General features: G+C 41.5%; 30 protein-coding genes and 1 tRNA gene. 25 read left to right on the top strand and 6 right to left on the bottom strand.

Annotated features, from left to right (window positions below; all coding sequences use genetic code 11):
- Window positions 1-7: 7 nt before the first annotated feature.
- The 6 genes from FTU80_RS09365 to FTU80_RS09390 form a co-directional block, all read right to left on the bottom strand.
- Window positions 8-1,024: a hypothetical protein gene (locus FTU80_RS09365; RefSeq protein ID WP_180084841.1), complete on the bottom strand. Its 1,017-nt coding sequence runs from the start codon at window positions 1,022-1,024 to the stop codon at window positions 8-10.
- A complete protein-coding gene (locus tag FTU80_RS09370) occupies window positions 1,021-1,455 on the bottom strand; it encodes a hypothetical protein (protein WP_180084842.1) in 435 nt (144 codons plus the stop codon). The genes FTU80_RS09365 and FTU80_RS09370 overlap by 4 nt, the downstream gene beginning before the upstream one ends.
- Complete coding sequence (locus FTU80_RS09375) at window positions 1,452-1,724, bottom strand: hypothetical protein (RefSeq protein ID WP_180084843.1); 273 nt, start codon at window positions 1,722-1,724, stop codon at window positions 1,452-1,454. Before FTU80_RS09375 ends, FTU80_RS09370 begins: the two co-directional genes overlap by 4 nt.
- Complete coding sequence (locus FTU80_RS09380; protein ID WP_180084844.1) at window positions 1,724-1,972, bottom strand: hypothetical protein; 249 nt, start codon at window positions 1,970-1,972, stop codon at window positions 1,724-1,726. The genes FTU80_RS09375 and FTU80_RS09380 overlap by 1 nt, the downstream gene beginning before the upstream one ends.
- 202 nt (window positions 1,973-2,174) lie before the next feature.
- Entirely contained in the window at window positions 2,175-2,555 is a 381-nt protein-coding gene (locus FTU80_RS09385) for a hypothetical protein (protein WP_180084845.1), read from the bottom strand.
- A 2-nt stretch (window positions 2,556-2,557) separates the two neighbouring features.
- Window positions 2,558-3,211, bottom strand: a complete 654-nt coding sequence (locus FTU80_RS09390; protein ID WP_180084846.1) for a LexA family transcriptional regulator — start codon at window positions 3,209-3,211, stop codon at window positions 2,558-2,560.
- 351 nt (window positions 3,212-3,562) lie between these two features.
- Here FTU80_RS09390 and FTU80_RS09395 point away from each other — a divergent pair, with 351 nt between their 5' ends.
- From FTU80_RS09395 to FTU80_RS09515, 25 genes are all read left to right on the top strand, one after another.
- Window positions 3,563-4,054 (top strand): phage regulatory CII family protein, encoded by a 492-nt coding sequence (locus tag FTU80_RS09395; RefSeq protein WP_180084847.1) that lies wholly within the window; start codon window positions 3,563-3,565, stop codon window positions 4,052-4,054.
- Between the two features lie 49 nt (window positions 4,055-4,103).
- Window positions 4,104-4,259, top strand: coding sequence for a hypothetical protein (locus FTU80_RS09400; RefSeq protein ID WP_180084848.1), 156 nt, complete (start codon window positions 4,104-4,106; stop codon window positions 4,257-4,259).
- Window positions 4,256-4,900 (top strand): hypothetical protein, encoded by a 645-nt coding sequence (locus tag FTU80_RS09405; protein WP_180084849.1) that lies wholly within the window; start codon window positions 4,256-4,258, stop codon window positions 4,898-4,900. The genes FTU80_RS09400 and FTU80_RS09405 overlap by 4 nt, the downstream gene beginning before the upstream one ends.
- Window positions 4,900-5,736 carry a YdaU family protein gene (locus FTU80_RS09410; RefSeq protein WP_180084850.1) on the top strand — a complete coding sequence of 279 codons (837 nt, stop codon included), beginning with the start codon at window positions 4,900-4,902 and terminating at the stop codon, window positions 5,734-5,736. The genes FTU80_RS09405 and FTU80_RS09410 overlap by 1 nt, the downstream gene beginning before the upstream one ends.
- Window positions 5,733-6,476: an ATP-binding protein gene (locus FTU80_RS09415; RefSeq protein WP_180084851.1), complete on the top strand. Its 744-nt coding sequence runs from the start codon at window positions 5,733-5,735 to the stop codon at window positions 6,474-6,476. The genes FTU80_RS09410 and FTU80_RS09415 overlap by 4 nt, the downstream gene beginning before the upstream one ends.
- Window positions 6,473-6,808, top strand: coding sequence for a hypothetical protein (locus tag FTU80_RS09420; RefSeq protein ID WP_180084852.1), 336 nt, complete (start codon window positions 6,473-6,475; stop codon window positions 6,806-6,808). Before FTU80_RS09415 ends, FTU80_RS09420 begins: the two co-directional genes overlap by 4 nt.
- A complete protein-coding gene (locus tag FTU80_RS09425) occupies window positions 6,809-6,982 on the top strand; it encodes a hypothetical protein (RefSeq protein WP_180084853.1) in 174 nt (57 codons plus the stop codon). It begins immediately after the preceding gene.
- A complete protein-coding gene (locus FTU80_RS09430) occupies window positions 6,979-7,464 on the top strand; it encodes a hypothetical protein (protein ID WP_257221482.1) in 486 nt (161 codons plus the stop codon). Before FTU80_RS09425 ends, FTU80_RS09430 begins: the two co-directional genes overlap by 4 nt.
- On the top strand, window positions 7,461-7,685 hold the full coding sequence (locus FTU80_RS09435) for a hypothetical protein (RefSeq protein ID WP_180084854.1): 225 nt from the start codon (window positions 7,461-7,463) through the stop codon (window positions 7,683-7,685). Before FTU80_RS09430 ends, FTU80_RS09435 begins: the two co-directional genes overlap by 4 nt.
- Window positions 7,682-8,080 (top strand): HNH endonuclease, encoded by a 399-nt coding sequence (locus tag FTU80_RS09440; RefSeq protein WP_180084855.1) that lies wholly within the window; start codon window positions 7,682-7,684, stop codon window positions 8,078-8,080. The genes FTU80_RS09435 and FTU80_RS09440 overlap by 4 nt, the downstream gene beginning before the upstream one ends.
- Window positions 8,073-8,375, top strand: coding sequence for a hypothetical protein (locus FTU80_RS09445; RefSeq protein WP_180084856.1), 303 nt, complete (start codon window positions 8,073-8,075; stop codon window positions 8,373-8,375). Before FTU80_RS09440 ends, FTU80_RS09445 begins: the two co-directional genes overlap by 8 nt.
- Window positions 8,368-8,793: a hypothetical protein gene (locus FTU80_RS09450; RefSeq protein ID WP_180084857.1), complete on the top strand. Its 426-nt coding sequence runs from the start codon at window positions 8,368-8,370 to the stop codon at window positions 8,791-8,793. Before FTU80_RS09445 ends, FTU80_RS09450 begins: the two co-directional genes overlap by 8 nt.
- A 1-nt stretch (window position 8,794) precedes the next feature.
- Window positions 8,795-9,466, top strand: a complete 672-nt coding sequence (locus FTU80_RS09455) for a metallophosphoesterase (RefSeq protein WP_180084858.1) — start codon at window positions 8,795-8,797, stop codon at window positions 9,464-9,466.
- 11 nt (window positions 9,467-9,477) lie between these two features.
- Window positions 9,478-10,032 (top strand): hypothetical protein, encoded by a 555-nt coding sequence (locus tag FTU80_RS09460; protein ID WP_180084859.1) that lies wholly within the window; start codon window positions 9,478-9,480, stop codon window positions 10,030-10,032.
- Between the two features lie 499 nt (window positions 10,033-10,531).
- Window positions 10,532-10,607, top strand: a tRNA-Arg gene (locus tag FTU80_RS09465).
- 574 nt (window positions 10,608-11,181) lie between these two features.
- Window positions 11,182-11,373, top strand: coding sequence for a hypothetical protein (locus tag FTU80_RS09470; RefSeq protein ID WP_180084860.1), 192 nt, complete (start codon window positions 11,182-11,184; stop codon window positions 11,371-11,373).
- Window positions 11,348-11,623, top strand: a complete 276-nt coding sequence (locus tag FTU80_RS09475; RefSeq protein WP_180084861.1) for a DUF968 domain-containing protein — start codon at window positions 11,348-11,350, stop codon at window positions 11,621-11,623. The genes FTU80_RS09470 and FTU80_RS09475 overlap by 26 nt, the downstream gene beginning before the upstream one ends.
- Window positions 11,623-11,850, top strand: coding sequence for a hypothetical protein (locus tag FTU80_RS09480; protein ID WP_180084862.1), 228 nt, complete (start codon window positions 11,623-11,625; stop codon window positions 11,848-11,850). Before FTU80_RS09475 ends, FTU80_RS09480 begins: the two co-directional genes overlap by 1 nt.
- 13 nt (window positions 11,851-11,863) lie before the next feature.
- Complete coding sequence (locus FTU80_RS09485) at window positions 11,864-12,352, top strand: hypothetical protein (RefSeq protein ID WP_180084863.1); 489 nt, start codon at window positions 11,864-11,866, stop codon at window positions 12,350-12,352.
- 61 nt (window positions 12,353-12,413) lie between these two features.
- Window positions 12,414-12,641: a YodC family protein gene (locus FTU80_RS09490; protein WP_180084864.1), complete on the top strand. Its 228-nt coding sequence runs from the start codon at window positions 12,414-12,416 to the stop codon at window positions 12,639-12,641.
- Entirely contained in the window at window positions 12,631-12,897 is a 267-nt protein-coding gene (locus FTU80_RS09495; protein ID WP_180084865.1) for a hypothetical protein, read from the top strand. The genes FTU80_RS09490 and FTU80_RS09495 overlap by 11 nt, the downstream gene beginning before the upstream one ends.
- A 42-nt stretch (window positions 12,898-12,939) precedes the next feature.
- Entirely contained in the window at window positions 12,940-13,563 is a 624-nt protein-coding gene (locus FTU80_RS09500) for a putative metallopeptidase (RefSeq protein WP_180084866.1), read from the top strand.
- A 46-nt stretch (window positions 13,564-13,609) separates the two neighbouring features.
- Entirely contained in the window at window positions 13,610-14,152 is a 543-nt protein-coding gene (locus tag FTU80_RS09505) for a DUF2280 domain-containing protein (RefSeq protein WP_180084867.1), read from the top strand.
- Window positions 14,091-15,377 (top strand): terminase large subunit domain-containing protein, encoded by a 1,287-nt coding sequence (locus FTU80_RS09510; protein ID WP_180084868.1) that lies wholly within the window; start codon window positions 14,091-14,093, stop codon window positions 15,375-15,377. Before FTU80_RS09505 ends, FTU80_RS09510 begins: the two co-directional genes overlap by 62 nt.
- A gap of 1 nt (window position 15,378) precedes the next feature.
- Window positions 15,379-16,812, top strand: a complete 1,434-nt coding sequence (locus tag FTU80_RS09515) for a DUF4055 domain-containing protein (RefSeq protein WP_180084869.1) — start codon at window positions 15,379-15,381, stop codon at window positions 16,810-16,812.

Here is a 16,812-nt window from a genome sequence, read left to right on the forward strand (position 1 = left end):
TTATTCCTTAAAATTTGATCGATACGTGAGGAACTAAGCCTTTATTGATTGCGTTCAGAATGGCTTTACCTTGATCAGCACTCACACCAAGATCAGTCAAGCCTTTAAGTGCTTCGCCACAGATTTGCTTTCTGTGCTCAACATCAGCCAAACGTGCTTCTTCTGCCTTACGTGCAGCCTCAGCCTGAGCAAACTGTTCAGCCTCAATGCGCTTACGCTCATTCTCAGCAGCTTGCACAGCACGCAATTCAGCAGCCTCTTTTTCAGCTTTTAATCGAGCTTCACGCTGTTCTGCCTCAGCCTTTTCACGCTGTACACGTTCAGCTTCAAAACGTGCTTTTTCCTCCGCTTCGCGAGTAGCTTTTTCAGCAGCTTCACGGGCAATTTGAGCTTCGCGCTCTTGTTGTTGGTGAAGTATTTCTGCTTGACGTAAACGCTCTAATTCAGCCTGTTCAGCTTCAAACTTTTCACGGTCAGCTAGTGCTTTGCGCAGAGCTTCAAGTGTTTCAAATTTGGCAAGCTTGGCTTGTTCTTCGTACTCTTCGAATGATGAGTCGATTGATATTTCTTCAACCAAATCAATTGCACCACGTAGTAATTCGGCAGTTACTAGTGCTAAGAATCCATCAGTTGCATGAAGTCGAATTTCATTAATCGCATTTTCATGCTTCGCTACACGATCTTTTTCAGCTTGCTCAAAATCTGTCAATGGCTTGCGGATTTCGTCTTGCAACAACTCCATGTTGTCACGCCAAAATTTACGATCCGCATCAATAACTGCAGCTTGTTGCTTAATACCTGAAACAAGCTCCTTACCATGGTTGTCTACTGTGGTTTTAATTCGAGCAAGGCTATAAGCGAACGACTTAAGTGATTCACGATCTTTCTTAACACCCATATCAAATACAACAGAGCGAGCATTTTCAGAGACACGATCAAATAAAGCTTTTGTACCACCTTCAACCTTAAAGGCTTCGATAATTTCAGGCTGCTCAACCGCAACGATTTCAAATTTCGCATTCATCCGTAAATCTCCTCTGCAATATCTTCTGCAACGTAAGTAGCTTGCTGTTCAGAATCCTTTAAAAACTGTTCTTCGCACCACGCAAAAATCAACACATTCAACGCACGTAACTGCTCAGGAAGTAAGACAAACTCATCGCCTTCTTTGGTTGCCACAGCATCAGTCTTCATTACAGTTACCAGCGTGTTTTCAATTGCTTTAAAAGCAGGGATATCAATTTCATGGCAGTTTTGTGGATCTGAATCACCAACTGCAAAACCTTGTGTGCATTCAAGTACTGGCATGCTGCATTCGATAGACGCATCACTGATAAAATCGAAGCGATACTGAAGCGTGAATTCAACCTTTCCATCTTGAATAACAATGTCTTCAGCTACTTCAAAATCAGGGAAGACAGGGGCGAGGATTAAAGTATTAGCTTCGATGTTCATGAGTCGGCTCCGTAGTTATCAAGCAAACCAAGGATTAGCTCACCAGCTTTTTCAACTGAAATGCCTTCTGGTTTATTCACCATATTTTGAGCTGCTAGACGAACTCGTTTTAATTCCCCTGATGCCTTGTCTCGCTCAGCAAGCATTGCATCTGCTTGTTGGTATGCTGCTGTAGCTGTGTATCCATGTGACCAAGCACCAGCATCAGGCTGGGAGCAATAACCCTGTAATGCTGCTGCAGCAAATTGATCTCGCAATGAAATACTCATCACACACCCCCCTTAATCGCCACAACAGTCTGACGATCCATTTGTTCCGCATGTTTATAGAAAGCCATTAGTACCAATCCAAAGAAGATTGAAATGAGCAGGGCGATAGCGAAGAAATCACCAATACGTTTTTTAACTTTAGAAGGCTTCATTTCTTCAGCTGTAGGGTGCTGGTAAAGACGCGCAGATGTTTGGCTTTTGTTAGAAGCAAACTCTGGTGTATTGCTATGTGAAAATTGTTGTTCCATAATGTTCCCCGTAGTACATGCCCCGCATCCGCCAAGATTGTTCGGGGCTTTTTTGTGTTTACGAGAAAAAGATTAACCTTAGTTAATAAAAAGGTCAACAGAAAAATTAACAAAAGTTCATATTATTATTAACTGATGAATTAACTACGGTTTTGAATATGAAAAAACCCGCACATGGCGGGCTAGCTTTTAGCATGTCTTTTTAAAATATTAGGTCGCCAAAGCAATTTATGAGAGTTCCAATAATTGAAATTACTACGCCAAAGAAAACATTATCTCCGATCAATCTCTCAGCTTGCGTAGTTGTCAATAAGTTTCCAGATGAGTCAATACCTGCCCATCGCCCACACGCAGACTGTGATTTGTAAATTCCGTTGAGAAAAAATGGAGACATTGTAAGTAGCAGCCCTAAGATAGCAACCACACCACCAAATCTATTCATATACCCAGGCTCATGCAGTTGAATAGAAAACCCCATACCCATTAATATGGCAACTATGGATATTAAAATAATCATGAATCTATTGGATAGGTGTTTGACCAAATAATCATATTTATGAATATCAATAGGGCTTTCTTTCATATTTAAATCTTCCTGTATAGTCCAACCACTTTACCAACCAAGCTACACCCCTCGGATAGTTTAATGATTTGTTCTGGCCAATTAGGGTTTAAGGGCTGAAGATATCGCTCCCCACCTTCAATAATTAGCTTCTTAAAAGTAGCCTCGGTATCTCCATTGCAAGCAACAATAACTAAATCATCAGTTTGCAAATCGAAAGATTGAATATCGGGGTTAACGTAAATGCGATCCCCTGGCTTAAAGTCAGGTTTCATAGAGTTACCAACAACAATTAAGCCATATCCGTTTTTCCCACAATCTTTGTTGGGCGGAAGGTATTCATCTATTTCAGTATCTTGAACAACTGTATTTATAGATGTGAAAGAGCCAGCAGCCACCCAAGAAATCACAGGAATAGGACGGCCATCAATTAAAAGCTTTTGGGAAACATCTACATTGTTGTCAAGTTTGTTAGCAGCACCTTTACCTGTAAGCAACCAATCATCCGTAACACCTAAAAAATCTGCAATCAATTTTAGTTTTGCAGCCTTAGGTTCACTTTCTCCATGAACCCATTTACCTGCGGCAACGTTTGAGACGCCAGCAGCTCGAGCTAGGTCTGCTGGCTTAAGCCCATTTTCATCTAATTTTTGTTGAAGGCGTAAGTGGAAAGACATAAGCAAATCCGAATGTTAATTATTAACTAATGTTAATACATAGAGTTGTAACAGTGGTTAACCTGTGTTAACTTTAGTTGATTAACTACAGTTAAGTATTTTATTATGAAAACACAGGATTTAATGAATCACTTTTGTTGTAAGACACGACGAGAGCTTTCTCAAAAAACTGGTTACTCCGAAGTGACGTTATGGAAGTGGGAAAAAAACGAAATTCCCCCTAGAACGCAAGCTTTGTTTGAAGTTCAAACCAAGGGAAAGCTTAAAGCAAATCTCACAACCATAAGTGCATAAGGCAATTATCAGCGGCTTATGAAATTAAATAAACGTGAAAGTTAACAAGGTGTTCACATGGATATATCCAAGGAAAGCAAAGCTGCACTACACAAACTGGTTCATCAAACCAAAGGAATCACAGCAAAAGAACTAGCTGATGTTGTCGGGGTTTCTCATAACACTATTTGCAATTATGCGAACCCAAATATGGAAAACCACTTACCCAGTTTAAAAGCCTTTGAGGCGATGCTGACATATACACAAAACCCAGCTCCATTAAAGGTATGGGCGCATAAATTGGGATTTATGTTGGTGCCTATAGATCAAGCCGAAGGCAAGGAGCATGAATTAAGTGTTCTTGAGTCATTACTAGGTATGAACGTTGGAAATGGTGCTGCCAATAAGCAAGTTTTATCTTCACTCGAAGATGGAGTTGTAACACCTGCTGAAATGGATGAAACAGATCGCATACTCGAGGAAATGGAACACAAAATTCAATCTTTGCGTAAAGCGATGAAGGGTGAGTGTGCAAAGTATTTATCAGCATTACAAAGAGAAAAAGCCTGATTTCGTGGATCAGGCTTTTAGTAATTCAAAACTTTATAGGGAATTGAATATGCAAACAAATTTAACACAACACCCATGCGCCGACAAGTGCACGGAATTTAAAGAAGAGCAGTGCAAAAACTGCTTAGTGCAGCAACCTGAATTAACCATCGGTCAAGTGATAGATGAGGCGTTTATGGAAGTATTTGGGGAGGATGGGGAGTGAAAAATAGATTTTATTTACGTTCACCACACGGAAATACCGGATCAATTATGGTCTTCCATGCTGCAGATGGTCAGGGATACACAACAAATCTCGCCCTAGCTCACATTTATTCCTTGGAAGAAGCTCAAAGAGAATATGAGCTTGCAAGAGATAATGAGTACCCAATTTCTGCTGATCATGTGGACGCTCTAGCTACACAGAAAGTAGATCATCAACACCTGCCTTTGAGCTCAGATTTAAGCCCGAGCGATCGATACGTTGCTTTTGTGAAAGGCATATGGGATGGAAATGATGTTTATTGGATTGATTTAAATGGTACGAGAACAACCAACTTTCTACACGCTAAAATTTTCGGGAGAACAGCGGTAGAGTGCTTCAACCATACTGATTATGTTGTAGTGCCTTTTGAGTTAGCTGACGCAAGAAAAAGAAGTACGTTTAATTTTGCACTATTCAATAAGCGAAAAATGATTACCGCTGCAGGCCTAAAAACTCCAGAGCGTATAAAAAAACAACGCCGAAGAGTCAGCAATCCAATGACGCGTTTCAATTGCCCAGAATGCGGAAAAATCAACTGGCAACACAATCCATACGACTTTGAGGTCTGCAATCACTGTTGTCATCACGGGAGTGTTGCCTAATGCACTACTATAAAAAGAACATTGGTGACTATCGCTCAGCTACAGCTCATTTAAGTTTGCTCGAGCATGGTGTCTACAATTGGCTTTTAGATACGTATTACTTGAACGAAAAACCTTTGCCGCTTAATGAGCGTGAGCTTTTTCGCATGGCGTTAGCACGTACTGAAGATGAAAAGAATGCAGTGCGCGACATTCTTACTGAGTTTTTTGTGGAAACCGAAAACGGTTGGGTTCATAACCGTTGTGAAAGCGAAGTTAAAGCGTATCACGCTAAAGCAGAAACCAACCGCAAGAATGGTGGGAATGGTGGCAGACCCAAAAAGCAATCCAAAGAAAACCCAAGTGGTTTCCAAGCAGGCAACCAAGAAAAAACCCAGTCGGTTGATTCTGGCATCCCACAAGAAACCTTAACCAAGAACCAAGAACCATTAACCATAAACCAAGAGAATACACACACAAACGCGCAAGCAGATTTTTCAGAAAGCGATCATTGGAAACCAGATCTTGAACAACTGGCGATTGCCTTGAGAACCACAAAATATTCTCAACGAGTTTCTGAAATCCTAAGCATGGAAGATTTTCAATTCCATCTTGGGAATTTTAATACTCACCATGAAAACAATCACCAGCTCACTGATAACCAAAGACTTCGAAAGTTTGCACAGTGGATTTTTCAGGAGTTTGAAAAACAACTGGCTAAGACTGAGCGTGAAGCTAAAAACTCTACAGGTCGTATTCCTGAAAAACAAAACTCACGAAACGTAAACGATGCGTGGGGTGAAGTTCAGCACTACGCACCTGCAAGTGACAACATTGAATTGGAGGATTTGGTATGAACGCATCAATCCTGAATACAAAAATCCAAATGAGTGCTGAGTTCTGTGAAGCTCACAAGGTTCAAAAAGTTCAAGTAGGACAAACAGCAATTTGCAAGCAATGCGCTTCAGAGATTTTAAACAAAGCTCACAAGGATCACGAGGTTGAAGTAAATCGCATGGTTCGTGAAAAGCATTTTGAGGGGGCTAAGTTACCAGCTCGTCATGCGAATAGCGGTTTCAAAGATTACATCGTAAAAAACATTGGTCAGCAAAATGCAAAGCAACACTGCACTGCATTCACAAAAGATTTCAAGCAAGGCGTTAACCGTAATTTGATTGTGGTTGGTCGTACAGGCACAGGCAAAACACATCTGGCATGCGCTGTAGCTCGAAACGTCTTGGAATCACGCAAATATGCTCGTTACATCACTTCAGAAGATATGGGTAATGAGATTGCAAATGCGTGGAAAAAGCCTGATGACACAGAAACAAACGCAATTCACCGATTCACTGAATATGACCTGTTAATTCTTGATGAGTACGGCTTGCATGACCGTCATGAAAACCGGTTGCAGCTTGTGCACAAAGTTTTGTATGCGCGTTATGACGCAGCAAAGCCAACGATGTTGATCTCGAACATGACGATGGTGGAGTTGCAAAAGGATTTGGGCGACCGCTTATGGTCACGTTTTCAGCATGATGGCCTGGTGATTGTTGAATGTAATTGGGCGGATCAACGTGTAGGAGGTGGGGTGTGAACGTAATTTCTGAATACAAAGACTCAAGCGGTCTTACGACTTATCCAACGCCATTTACTGATCATGCGTTTGCTGGATTGAATGAGCAAGAAAATATCGACTTCAAAATCTGGCTTGGCTTGATTGGTGAAAATGAAATTGAGGTTGCAGCCGATCAAAAGTTAGAAACCTACTTTGTTAAAGCTTTCAAAGAGCAAAAAGAAGATCGCTGTCAGCACTGGAACCCAGCTCAAAAAGCCTCTCACATTAGCTTTTGGTTTCTTCATGCTGAGGCGGGTCGAGTATGTGCGGGCTTGAGACATGGATGTGAATTTTGGCAGCTGGTTGATTGAGTGCCAACTCAAGAGGAATTCAACAAGGCATTCCCAGCAACTAAGTCGCTAGAACTTGAATATGCGCCACCTATGGAGCCAGTGGTTAAGCCAAAGCCTATAAAGCAGGCCGAAGCGAAAGCAAAACCAGTGCGTGATGAGTGGACTTTGGATTTATTTGGAGTTTTGGCATGAACGAATTACTACAACAAAGAATTGAATCCGTGCAAGCAGGTCGAAATACAACTCATGCTCAGCCTGAAGCTAAACGCAGTCTACGTGAGCAGCTTGATAGTGATCTTGAGGCTTTCTTAAAAAATGGTGGAGCTGTTGAGCAATTACCTCAAGGCTTTTCAGGTGAATGCAGCAAAGGACGGAATGGCTCAAAACCAAAATCTCAAAAGACTATGCGTGAAGTGATGGCGAATTCTGTTGCGCAGACAGATAAAAAGCGTGCTCGTCAAAAAGAGGATCAGGCAACGCTTGCAGAGATTAAGGCTTTGGATCAGTGGTGCAAAGAACGCAAGGGCCGTGGTGGCGAGTTATGCAAGCACATAGGTGTGGCGCATGGCTTTATCTCACAGATTACAAATCAGGTTAGACCATGCTCAAAAGAGCGTTATGAGCAAATTAAGTTAGCAATGAAAACGATTGAACAACGGGAGCAGGCGGCATGAACTTAACAATTGAACAAATGCGGGAAATTGTGGCTGGTGCGCCTGAGTGGGCAGAAAGCTTCAATGTGTATCTTACGGCCTATGGTTGTGGTGGTATTCCGTGCAAAGGTGATGTCTTGATTGCAGATCTACGTGCAGCCATCGCAGACCACGACCGAACCGACTATGTAAGTGACATTCGCAATCATATAGCGCCGACGACGAGGGTGATTGAGGGATGACTTTAAACAAAAAACAACGTGCAGAACTCAAGATGAAATTTGGTGGTCATTGTGCTTATTGTGGCTGTGAGTTGGGTGAGAAGTGGCATGCGGATCATATTGAGGCTGTTAAGCGTGACATCATTCACATTGGTGGTGGAAAACTTATTTCAGGTGAAATGACTCGCCCACACTTGGACACTATCGACAACATGAATCCAGCATGTGTGCCTTGTAATTCCAATAAATCATCAATGTCGCTTAACCATTGGCGCAACCTTTTGACTCATTACCGCGACGTTCAATTGCTTCGTGATAGCACACATGCGCGGCATCTGCATCGCTTTGGATTGATTGAAATCAAACAAGATCCAGTGGTGTTCTTTTTTGAGACTTGGCGGGGTGAGCATGAATAAGCACTTTCAAACATTGGTTGGCTTTAAAAATGGAACCAAGAAGATTTTTAAAGATTGTTTTTATGATCTTTGGGATGCATGGGATGAACTTTTAAGTGCATTCAAGAAAATTGGTTTTGTGGTTTTTGTGTTTGTTGTTTGGTTATTCGGTCTTGCTTTGATCTGCATTTTGCCACTGGCTACATGGTTGCGTTTGAAGTGGGAGCGCGATGCTGAGGAAAAAAGAAAAAAGGCTGTTCAGGAGTGTATGGATCGCATGACCTGTTTGCATAACAAGCGAGGTGACAATGACTGACCTGATTATCGGTATCGATCCAGACTTGGAGAAATCAGGAGTGGCTGTCTTAGGGCAGTCACTGGAACTTAAAAACTTAACCTTTCCTGAAACTGTAGGGCTATTCCGAAACCATCAAGATGAAATCAAGAAAGTCGTCATTGAGGCGGGTTGGTTGAATAAAAAATCAAACTTCCGTTTTGGACATTCTAAGACCGCAGGAGAGAAGATTGCCAAGAATGTAGGGGAAAACCATGCGACAGGTAAATTACTGGCTGAAATGGCAAAAGAATGCGGTTTAGCGGTGGTACTGGTAAAGCCGACACGCACAAAGTTGAAGGCAGAAGATTTTAATCGAATTACAGGTTGGCAGGGCAGAACGAATCAAGAGCAACGAGATGCTGCGATGTTGCTAATTTCAGAAATTAAGCGAGGGTGAGATGGCTTTAGTAAAAATTTGGGATAAAGAAATTAAAGGGAAATTGTGGGCTGTTGGGGATATTCATGGCTGCTACAACCTGCTTATGAATCGCTTGAATGAAATTGGTTTTGATTTTGAGAATGATTTATTGGTTGCGGTTGGTGATCTGGTGGATCGTGGTACTCAGAATATTGAGTGTATCGAGCTATTGTCTAAGTCGTGGTTTACATCAGTGCGTGGTAATCATGAAGATTTATGTATTTGGGGTTTAAGCAATAGAGCTGCAATGCAATGCCATGTTGAAAATGGTGGCGAGTGGTTTTACGTGCTTGATGAGCAAGAGATGCGCAACATTGCGAAAACCTTTGCTGAACTGCCAGTAGTGCTTGAAGTGAACCATGGCGGCAAGAAGTTTGGATTTGTTCATGGTCACATCGAGGAGAATGACTGGGATGAGTTCAAGCTTAGTTTTGAAAAAGAATCTATTCGTGATGCGGATCAACTGGCAATGTGGGGCCGTGATCGATTAGACGAAGATAAAAACCAATATACCCATGTTTTTGGTGTGCATGCGGTAATCATGGGGCATACAGTCACCCAGAAACCATGTAAGCGCGACAACTGTTATTGGATTGATACAGGTGCGGTTCATTGGGGCACGATGACGATTTTAGACTTGGCAGCAATTTAAGGGTGATGAAGATGAGTGTAGTAGCAGCAGAAAAATTTGAACCGTTTGAATGGTTGACTAAGGGTATTACAGCGAAGTCACCAAACTTTGAGCCACAAGCGCATGGCACTGGGGAGAAGCCATTGAATTATGAAGATCGCTTGGGTGCGATTGCGAGTATGGAGACGCAGCTTGCAAAGTCAGTTACAGCGCTTATTGTCTTTGATGGGAAGTGCGAAAGTGATTATGAGTATGTGCGTAATCACTTAGTTAAAATTATGTTGGTCAATGCCAAGGATGATAAGAAGCGTGAGCCTGAGCATATCACCATGAATCATTTGGCATACTTGGTTGCACGTATGGTAATTGATTTTGCCTTGAATCCTGAGCTTGAAGGGAATTTTACAGCGCAAGGTCGATTGTATTATGCGGGTATTAATTCGATGCAGATGGGTGCAGATGGTTACCGTATGACTTGGAAGAAGTACGAAAATTTAATGAGTTTGGCGCTTGAATCTGCAATTGATGAAGCATCGAATGCGATTAAAAAGTATAAGAAAAATACTTACAAAGAATTAAAAGCGTAGGTATTTCGTTTTAGCGAAGACTAGGGTATAGTTTTACTATACTGGTCGTATTACGGTTATCCGAGACCAAGTCATTAAAGCTCGCCAAATGGTGGGCTTTTTGCGTTATGGCGGCTTCCTTTATTCGTAGTGGTTTAAATTAATGTCGCCACCTAGATATTTACATACATTAAAGCTCGGTCATGGGATCGGGCTTTTTTGTTGCCTGAAATTTATAAAGGTGCTTGTGACATGCACAAGTGATTTAACGGGAGAGCGGTCATGCCAGCATTTGCCTAACCAGCTATTAAGCTACGCTTAGACCCCGCGAAAGAGGGTACAACCCATGCAGTTCATCGAGCATGAATAGGATATGCAGGAAAGTAAAAACAGAATTGGGAGTGATGCCCCGCCGAAAAATCAGTACGAAACCGAAAATTGATTATTAGTGTGCCTATTCACTGGCAATCAAAGTAGGGAGTAGCTATGGACCACGGCATAGATCTACCGTGGTGATCAAGCGCTTATGGCAGAAAGGATTATGCATCGGACTTCTATTCCGACTTATGTGGGTTCGAATCCTACTGGGCGCGCCAATATTCAGGAGATCCACATGCTCCAATTTTTAAAATGCTTATTCGGCTTTCATGGTGCGGTTGAAATTGACCACACGGTTGATGGTGATGAGATAAAGGTTTGTCGTAGTTGTTTGAAAGAAGTTGGTTAAGTGGGTTTTAGCTATAGATGAATGCATTAATATCAATATCTTACGCGATTTGACTTTTCCAAAACACTTTTTAGATCGGTTATAATTTAATCTTATTGTTAAATGTATGAGGTCTATAAATGGTTGAGAATCACATAGAGCGTTTAGCCAGCAGGATTCTTAGGCAAATTAATTGCAGTTTTTTTAATTTGGGTCAAGATGTGTTTAGCGATGAAATGCTTATGAATGAATTGCCACGAGATAAAGTTGAATCACTAAGCATGGTTAGCGCAGCGGTGCTTAGAAGTGGTTTTAAGTTTGAAGCATGGGTGCAGCACGATATAGGAAAGATCTCTTTATTGAAATACAGAATTTCAAAGTAGTTTCTCCATCGCCGAACGTATTACGGCACACAAAAGCCCTGTCATTTGATGGGGCTTTTTCTTTTCTATTGTGGGGTGAGTATGGTTGATCGAGTAGAAGCTCAGAAGAATCTGAAAAAACTAGAAGATGACCATTATCACTTGGCTCATCTAAATCACTTAAATAGCCGTGAATCATTTAAACAAGACTGTCACCGTCGAATGAATGAGATTCGTGAACAGATTGAAAATATCAAGTGGCAGTTAAATGAGAAGCCTAAAACGACTCGCTGATATTAGAAAGCTGCCGTGTATTCGGTGCGGTAATCCCAATAGCCAGGCTGCTCATTCCAATTCAGCAAAGCATGGTAAGGGTAGAGGGATTAAAGCATCCGACCAGTTCGCCATTCCCTTGTGCCACTCATGCCACAGTCAATTTGATCAGTTCAAGTTAGGCAATCGGGCAGAGAGTGAAGCCATGTTTGAGAAGTGGTTGATGAGAGTGAATCGGATGTTGGTGATGGAGGATAAAGAGGTGTTTTGATGGACTTAAGAAAATTAATTGTGAACATCTTGATTATTCCATTGCTGCCGATTGGTATAGTGGTGGCTATTTATCAGCGTTTAACTTGTAAGCATGATTACGAGAAAATAAGAACAGTACATGGTGATGAAATTATCGCTAGAGGCTGGACTCGTAGTATTTGGATTTGTAAGAAGTGCAAACATGAATATTGGTCTGGCGACCTAGATAAAATGACAAAAAGATAAATGGAGATAGGAAATGCAAAAAGCCGTGTTTCCTATCCAGTCGCATGCCGACATCACCAAAGCCATTAACTTCATGCATACCAATTACACTCAGGCGATTAATGAGGGTAAGCCTTTAGTTGTTCGGATCAATCAGAAAGAAGATGATCGCAGCAAAGCACAGAATCGCTTGTATTGGTTATGGCTCTCGCAATTTGCCAAACATCAAGGCACAGATAAAGAATACGAGCACTTGTATTTTAAGAAACGCATGCTTGCTCGGATTTATGCGCGTGATGATGTTGGACAATACAGAGCCACATTTGCCGCTGTGACGGTGCTGCGAGAACAAAATCATCCGATGTATCAACAAGTGGCAGATGGGCTAAATGAGCTAATTAGCACAACGGATGCAACGGTCGATCAGTTCACTGAGTATTTGAATGACATTCATGCGTTTTGTAATAAACATGGGTGTTGGTTGCAGACACCAGATGATTTGATGTGGTGTAATCAGGAATAACTCTTGAATAAATAATCTTCATCCCAACATATTAATTTCATTAACACTTCATGAGAATAATATGAGCGAAGAACGCAAACCTAAATACCAGATTGGTGATATTGTAAAGTTGAATGCGGGTGGACCAGAAATGGCTATTCATAAGTTTGATCCAGATTATTTGAAATCAAGTATTTTTAGAGGCACATATGGTTGCCAGTGGTTTGCAGGGAAAAAGCTAGATAGTGGTGTATTCCCAGAAGAAAACTTAGTCTTGGTGCGCAAGCAGGATAGTGAAAGTGAATCTTGATCAAGTTATCCAGTGGATGTTAACTGCTCTTGAAAAGGATGAGTGCCTATATCAGGAGGATGTGGTTGATTACTTAGTTAAGCAAAATCAAATGGACTTCTTGAAAGAAAATCAAGATGGAAATTTAGTTTTAAAGTTAAGTGTTAATAGTGCATTTAAAAAGAAGACTGAAGAAACTGTTGTTTGGGTTAAGCCTGACCGCTATTGGCGTTATAGGGTTCCTGAAGATGAACCTGGTCGAGAGGCTAGGGGGTAAAATAGAGCTGCCGCAAGGTGGCTTTTTTAATGGGCGCTAATTATGAAAAGACCATACCCGCCTGAGAGCCTAATTGATAAAGACTGGTCAGAAGAGTTTTTATTTGAACCGGCTACAGATATGCATGATTGGCTTCAAGAGACAATCCTTAATCCTAATAGTGATTTATACAACAAAGACCACATGCATTTGATTGGGCACACGGGTATTGGTTTTTTGTGGGCTGAGAGTGCATTTGAAAAACAAGGTCGTGTGGTTTTGGGACAGGCGGAGATTGTTCAATTTCAAGCGAGTGGATGGAAGAAATACAGACAAGAAGCTCAATTGATTAGATGGTTTGGGTATCTACCAAAAGCATTAATCACACTAGATGCGCGTTACTGCTCAGACTGCTCGGATGCTTCATTCATGGCATTGGTTGAACATGAGCTTTATCACTTAAAACACAAGATTGCTCCAAATGGTGCGCCTAGTTACGACAGCCATACAGGGCATGCGATATTGCAAATGCGTGGGCATGATGTGGAAGAGTTCTTTGGTGTGGTGGAGCGTTATGGTGGGAATGTTGATGTGCAGCGAATGGCGCAGCACGTGAATAATGGCCCAACAATATCAAAAGCAAATATTGCTCATGCATGTGGTACGTGTTTATTGAAGTTGGCTTAAATTTTTTTGCCTGCTTTGCTTTACGTAGCTTGACGGAGAGGTGGCTGTGGCAGCACTTAAAGAGCCTGTAAAAATCTTTATAGTTCAGTCTCTTGCTTGCTTTGAAACCCCTCAACAAGTAGCGGACACTGTAAAGCAGGAATTTAAAATTGAAATTAGCCGCCAACAGGTGGCTTTATATGACCCAACAAAGCACGTTGGTCGAAATTTAAGTAAAAAACTTAAAGAGCTTTTTGAAAAAACAAGGGCTGAATTTAGGTCAAATGTTTATGACATTCCATTAGCCAATAAAGCTGTCCGTTTAAATGAACTTCAGAAGATGTATTACGGCTGGGGTGAGAATAAATTCATGAAGCAGGGCATCATTAAGCAAATTAAAGATGAAATGCATGGTCATGATGCTCAACTTTTAGATATTCAATTAAAGCAGCTCGAAATTGACAAAATTAAAAACGGTGATGGTGAGGGTGCAGATGATCCAACTCCTGTAAAAGTCACAATCCAAGTTGTAGATGCGAGTAAATCAAATGCCGAACATCAATCCGACACTGAATGTTCCGCAGGCGAACTTCCTTCAGCTGAAGAATAAATTCAGGGCCTTTGTTGCTGGTTTTGGTAGTGGAAAAACTTGGGTAGGTTGTTCAAGCCTTTGTGACAAATCTTGGGAATTTCCTAAGGTGCCATTAGGTTACTTTGCACCAACGTATCCACAGATCCGAGACATTTTCTTTCCTACCATTGATGAGGTGGCGTTTGATTGGGGCTTAAAAACCAAGATCTACGAAACAAATAAAGAAGTTGATATTTATTATGGTCGGCAATATAGAACCACAATTATTTGCCGCTCAATGGAAAAGCCACAAACGATTGTAGGTTTTAAAATTGGTCACGCTCTGATTGATGAGCTTGATGTGATGAATAAGGATAAGGCGCAACAGGCTTGGAGAAAAATCATTGCTCGTATGCGTTATAAACAAGCAGGTTTGATGAATGGCATTGATGTTGCAACCACGCCAGAGGGTTTTAAGTTCACTTATGAGCAGTTTGTAAAAGAAGCCAATTCAACACCCGCCAAACGTGCATTGTATGGAATGATTCAAGCTTCAACTTATGATAATGAAAAGAATCTACCAGATGATTATATCTCATCGCTTTACGAGTCGTATCCACCTGCATTGATTTCAGCCTATTTGAAGGGACAATTCGTCAATCTAACCAGTGGTGCGGTTTACCCTGACTTTGATCGAAAACTAAATCACACAGATGAGGAAATTCAACCTAATGAGCATTTAATCATTGGGATGGACTTTAACGTCCTGAAGATGGCAGCTGTGGTTTATGTAATTCGAGATGGAAAGCCATTGGCACTGGATGAAATGGTTGGGGTGCGTGATACACCGACTATGGCCACATTGCTTATCGAGCGTTTTCCATTTCATGAAATGACAGTGATTCCAGATGCTGCAGGGCAATCAACATCATCTAAAAATAGTAGTGAATCGGATCATCAAATCTTAAGAGACAAGGGCTTTAGGGTTGAGGTTAATGGTACCAACCCTGCAATTAAGGACCGAATCAACTCGGTTAATGCCTTGATCTTAAATGGTGATGGTGAGCGTACGTTAAAGGTAAACACCAATAAGTGCCCTAGATTTACCGAAACTCTAGAGCAACAAGTTTATGACGATTTTGGGATGCCTGATAAAAAGTCAGGACTAGATCATGTGGGTGATGCTGGTGGTTACCCTTTAGTTAAACGGTTCCCAATTATTAAACCTGTCACACGCATCGATATGCCAATGTTTGGATTCTAATATGAGCATTACAGCAACACATGCCGACTATGATAAGCACATTGCGACTTGGAATAAGTTGGATGATGTTTGTGGTGGTCAGGAAGTTATTAAGGTAGCAAAAGAGAAGTACCTGCCTAAGCCATCTCTGTTTAATTCAAAGAATGATCCAGATGGCTCAAATCGCTATAAAGAATACTTGATGCGTGCAATCTTCCCCGGTGTGACAAGCCGTACTTTGGCAAGTCATATTGGCTTGGCTTATGGCAAATCACCAGTATTCAATAAACCAGATGAATTGGAATATTTAGAGCGCAATGCTGATGGTGCAGGCCGATCTATTTATCAGAGTGCTCAACGTGCAACACGTTTAATTAACCGAAACTACCGCTGTGGTGTTTATGTTGATTTTCCAAATGTTGCGCCAAGTCGAAGTAAGGCAGAGGAAAAGTCTAAATGTGCTTTTCCGATGATCCATATTCTTAAGGCTAGTTCAATTATTGATTGGGATTACATCATTGTCGGCAACCAGAAAAAGCTGAGTTTTGTGAAGCTGCTTGAGACGGTAAAAACCCGCAATGGATTTAAGGTTGAAACTAAAGATCAGTATCGAATTTTGGCGCTTGAAGAAGGTGGTAGCAGCTTTGTTTACACAGTTCAAATTTATACGAAGAACGATAAAGGCGAATGGGTAGAAGGAGAGAAGTACATTCCAACTGATTACCATGGTCAGCCTTGGGATTATATTCCTTTCACTTTCTGCGGCGCAGTAGATAACTCAGATGAAATTGGTACAGCACCACTGTATGAGCTGGCAACTATGGAGTTGTCTTATTACACCAGTACTGCTGATGTAGAGGAATCGGCATTCATTGTTGGTCAGCCGACTTTGTGCTTCCCAAGCATCACACCAGAACAGTACGCAATGGTGAAAGAGTCAGGTGCTAGTGTCGGTAGTCGATCAGGCATACCTACAGATGCCAAGATGGTCCAAGCGGAAAAGAATGGACTGGCTTATGAGCGTATGAATGATAAGTGGAACCAAATGAAAGAGCTTGGCGCTCGACTCATTGAAGTTGGTTCAGCTAATAAGACAGCGACCCAGGCAGACAATGACAGCTCAATCCAGCATTCGGTTTTGTCACTCGTTGTGGCCAATGTATCTGAAGCCTTTACCAATGCGCTACGTTGGTGTGCCAAGTTTGTGATGCCTGAACATGATATGAAGGTGGATGAACTTAGTTTCACGATTGCTCAAGACTTTAATAAACCTAAATACGATGCAACTCGCTCTAAATTGATTTACGAAGCTTGTCTTGCAGGTGAATTGCCGATGTATGTTTGGTATCACTATGAGCAGACCGGCACCTTCCCTGAAGATAAATGGGAAGACATCGTGAAGAAAATTGAAAAGCGTGAAGATGGTGGAATTGATTCACCAGATGATAAGGATTAA

Source organism: Acinetobacter sp. YH12145 (assembly GCF_013418335.1).
Taxonomy (GTDB): Bacteria; Pseudomonadota; Gammaproteobacteria; order Pseudomonadales; family Moraxellaceae; genus Acinetobacter; species Acinetobacter amyesii.